Genomic DNA, 3,908 nt, shown 5'->3' on the forward strand with positions numbered 1-3,908 from the left:
CTCCCACACACGTCGGCGCGCGCCCCGGCCCCGGCCCATCTGCCGCGCCGCGCCGCACCGCCGACCAGCACCAACCCGCACCAACCCGCACCACCCTCCACCCTTTTCACCCCACACAGGAGACCCGGTGTCACAGAAGAACAGCACCGCCCAGCGGAACAGCACCGCACGCAGACGCCTGCTGACGGCGGCCACCATGGTCGCGATCCTGGCGTCCTCGGCGCAGCTCGGTCAGGCCACCGCCGCGCCCGCCGCACCGCCGGCCCAGCCCCGGGCCACCGCACCGACCACGCCCGTCGACGACCGGCACCCGCACGACGAGGTCGACCGCCTCGCCAAGGCCCCGGCGCCCGGAAGCCACGCCACCTCCGCCCCCGGCGAGGGCCCCGAAGGCCGGGTACCGGGCCTGCCCGACGCCGCCGCCGACAACGCCGCACCCCCGGTGGCCACCGCGAACAAGCCCGCCACCACCGAGGCCGGCGTGCCGTGCACCCTCGACGGCGTCACCGGCCTCAGCCCCACCGGCCTCGCAGACTTCCTCACCGACGAGGCCGTCACCGCCGACGGCTGCCTCAGCACCCTCATCTGGAACTGGGACGCCCGGCTCGCCCCGATCATGTCGGCCGGCCACATCCAGGCAGTCGCCCGCCGCGCCACCACCCTCGCCCCCGGCCACGACGGCCGCAACGGCAGCGGACTGCTGGAGCTGTTCACCTACCTCCACGCCGTCGCCTACCACGAGTTCTCCCGCGACGAGGTCGACCTCTCCGACCGCCCCACAAGCCGCGCCGTGCGCCGCGCCGTGACCGCGCTCGGCGACGCGCCGCGCACCTTCGACGCCACCGCGACCAACGCCCAGACCCTGCGCGAAGCCCTCTACACCGCCAGCGCCCCCGGCCTGCGCCACCACCAACTCGACCTGATCACCCGGGTACTGGCGACCATGGGCCCGAACCGCCCCGCCACCCACAAGGACCCCGACTGGGCCGGTGCCGCCCTCGCCGCCCTCGTCGTCAGCTACCTCGGCATGTACGAGGGCAACAACGACACCGCCTTCCGCCAGGCCGTCGCCGCCGCACCCTGGTACCGGGCCGCCTTCCGCGCCTTCGGCGACCACACCCACCTCAAGGGGACGGCCAACGCCTGGGTGGTGCGCGACGCGGTCAGCGAGTACGGCCGCTTCGGACTGATACCCCACCTCAAGACCGAGATCGTGGGCGGACTCGGCGACCTGCTCGACCGCACCACCCGCAATTTCGGCCACGGCAGCCCACCCTGGGCCAAGGTCGCCTCCTGGCTGAACGAGTACGACGCCTGCAAGCCCCACGGCGTGTGCCGCGACGACATCGAGCGCCGCATCTTCCCGCACACCTACACGTACGACGAGGGCACCATCCGCGTCAGAACGGCCCTCGACCGGGCGACCGTCGACCAGCTCTACTACGCCGGCAAACAGGTCAAGGCCCAGTTCCACCGCGTCCTCGGCAGCCGGGAACCGCTCGCAGACGACCCCAACACCACCCTCACCACCGTGCTGTACGCCTCGCGTGCCGACTACGAGGCCTACCACCCGCTCCTGACCGGCATGGGCACCGACAACGGCGGCATCTACATCGAGCGGACGGCGACCTTCTACACCTACCAGCGCCGCGTCCCCGAGGACTCCCGCCTCACCCTCGAGGAGCTGTACCGCCACGAGTACACCCACTACCTCAACGGCCGCTGGGCCGTGCCCGGATTCTTCGGCGAGGGCCCCTGGTACAAGAACGACCGCACCACCGCCATGGACGAGGGCACCGCCGAGTTCTTCGCCGGCGCCACACGCGACGACGGCGTCGCCGTCCGCAAGTCCCTCGTCCAGGGCATCATCAACGACACCCGGGAAGGCCGCCCCCGGATGACCGTCCGGGACATCCTGCACGCCACCTACTCCGGCGACGGCTTCCGCTTCTACTCCTACGCGGGCACCCTCTTCGAGTACCTGTGGACCGAACGGCCCGCACTCATCCGCGAGATGTACACCCACCTACGCGCCGACGCCCCGGCCGCCTACGACGCGTGGCGCAGCCGCCTCAGCGGCGACGCCGCCCTCCAGACCGCCTACAACCGCTTCCTCGACCGGCAGATCGCCGTCGTCGACGACCTGTTCGTCCCGAACACCCGCTACACGCCGCTCGACCGCCTCACCCACTCCACCGCCGACTCCGTCCGCACCGCGCTCGTCTCCGCCACCGGCCTCGACCCGGCCTGCACCGCCGACGCGGACCAGGAACGCCCCCGCTTCACCTGCACCGGCCGGATCACCGCCCGGCTCAGCGACGCGGACAGCCCCGACAAGGTGTTCAAGGACATGTCGGAGACGGTCGACTACTTCATCCTCCGCCGCGCGGGCCGCTCCGCGGAGAGCACGAACCTTGCCGACATGAACTGCGACTTCGGGCCGGTCCAGATCTGGTCCGACGGGCGGGGCGGCACCTCCGACTACAGCTGTGAGGGCCCGCTCCGGCCCTGACACCGTCCAGTGAACGGGCGGGCCCGTGCACCCCGCCACGGGGGCGAGCGGGGTGCACGGGCCCCGTCCGGCGAGAGGCGGCGCCGGACGTGCGCGCAGGCCGAAGGGCGTCGGTCGCGTCAGCCGACGCGCTCGATCCGGGCCTGCCTGATCAGGAACTTGCCGGGCTCACGCACCTCCTCGAACGCCGCGTCGTTCAGCAGCACACAGCTACCCGACACCGAAGTGACCTCCACGGTGGTGGACTTGTTGTTGTCCAGATTCGTCACCCTCAGCTGGGTGCCGATCGGGAACTCGTTGCTGGAGGCGGCGGGAGCACCGCCCTCACCGGACAACGTGACCGTGGAACCCACGCAGACCTGCTCCCCGACGCCTCCGGGCGGCGGCGCGGCCTCGCCCGGCGGGCCCGCCTCGGCCGGAGGCGCGGCCTCTGCTGGCGGTTCCGAGGGCGGATCGGGCTCGGCGGGAGGCTGAGCGACCGCCTCCCCGCCACCGGCACCCACCTCGCAGCCGGACGCCGCCTGCTTGCGCTTGATCTCCTCGATCACGGCCTCACGGTTGGCGATCCGCGCCTCGGACTGGGCGTCCGGGTTCGCCCGCTGCTCGGCGATGAATCTCGCGTTGTTGCCGAGTGCGGTCGCCAGGCCGTCGCAGGCGACCGACGCCTGACTCGTACCGGTCAGCACGACGGCGCCGCCACCGGCCAGCGCCGCCGCGCCCACCAGCAGCGCGGCCTTCTTCCCACGGCTGAGCGTTCTTCTCCGAGACACTGAGGACTCCGTCCCTGTCGACGTCACGGGCCCACGGCAGGTGTCCCCACCGTGTAACCCCAACCACGTCGGCAGCGCGGCCCGCCGCTCAAGTCACCCTGTTTCTTGCCCAGTTCTCACAAAACGGCCGCGCGGGTGCCTCCCGTCGCCTCAGTTCGCACGGCTGAAGGAGATCTCGACCCGGCGGTTCTGCGCGCGGCCCTCCTCCGTCGCGTTCGAGGCGATCGGATAGTCCTCGCTGTAACCCCGGATGTCGAACCTCAACGACGCGTCGTTCAACGTCTTGACCAGCACCTTGTGCACCGCCTCCGCGCGCTCCTGGGACAGCCGGACACCGTTCTCGTACGAGCCGAGGTTGTCGGTGAAGCCGTAGACGCTGACCTTGCTCGCCTTCTGCTTGTTGATCTCGGCCGCGATGTCGGCGATGCGGGCGTTGGCCTTGGCGTTCAGCTTGGAGCTGTTCTTGTCGAACAGCACCTCCGCCTGAAGAGTGAACTTGGTCTTCTCGTTCGACTCCTCCCGGCGCTCCTCGGCGACCCTGCCGCCACCCGGCGTCTGCGTCGGGCCCGGCGACGGGCTCTCCGAGGCGCCGCCCGGCGGCGACGACGAAGCCGCACCCCCCTCCC

3 protein-coding genes are annotated in these 3,908 nt (G+C 71.6%); 1 reads left to right on the forward strand and 2 read right to left on the reverse strand.

Going from position 1 to position 3,908, the window contains the following annotated elements:
- Nucleotides 1–196 precede the first annotated feature (196 nt).
- Entirely contained in the window at nucleotides 197–2,512 is a 2,316-nt protein-coding gene (locus FNX44_RS24805; RefSeq protein WP_143651231.1) for a collagenase, read from the forward strand.
- Nucleotides 2,513–2,631: 119 nt separating this feature from the next.
- On the opposite strand, the gene FNX44_RS24810 is transcribed toward FNX44_RS24805, so the two are convergent.
- Together FNX44_RS24810 and FNX44_RS24815 are read right to left on the reverse strand one after the other, a co-directional pair.
- Nucleotides 2,632–3,282: an SCO2207 family protein gene (locus tag FNX44_RS24810; protein ID WP_143651229.1), complete on the reverse strand. Its 651-nt coding sequence runs from the start codon at nucleotides 3,280–3,282 to the stop codon at nucleotides 2,632–2,634.
- A 150-nt stretch (nucleotides 3,283–3,432) separates the two neighbouring features.
- On the reverse strand, nucleotides 3,433–3,908 hold a 476-nt coding region (locus FNX44_RS24815; protein WP_143651230.1), incomplete at its 5' end, for an OmpA family protein.

Source organism: Streptomyces alkaliterrae, from assembly GCF_007097205.2.
GTDB classification, from domain to species: Bacteria; Actinomycetota; Actinomycetes; order Streptomycetales; family Streptomycetaceae; genus Streptomyces; species Streptomyces alkaliterrae.

Bases quoted from the DNA above. Each gene is read 5' to 3' on its own strand.
- FNX44_RS24805 (WP_143651231.1), top strand. From the start codon at position 197: ATGGTCGCGATCCTGGCGTCCTCGGCGCAGCTCGGTCAGGCCACCGCC.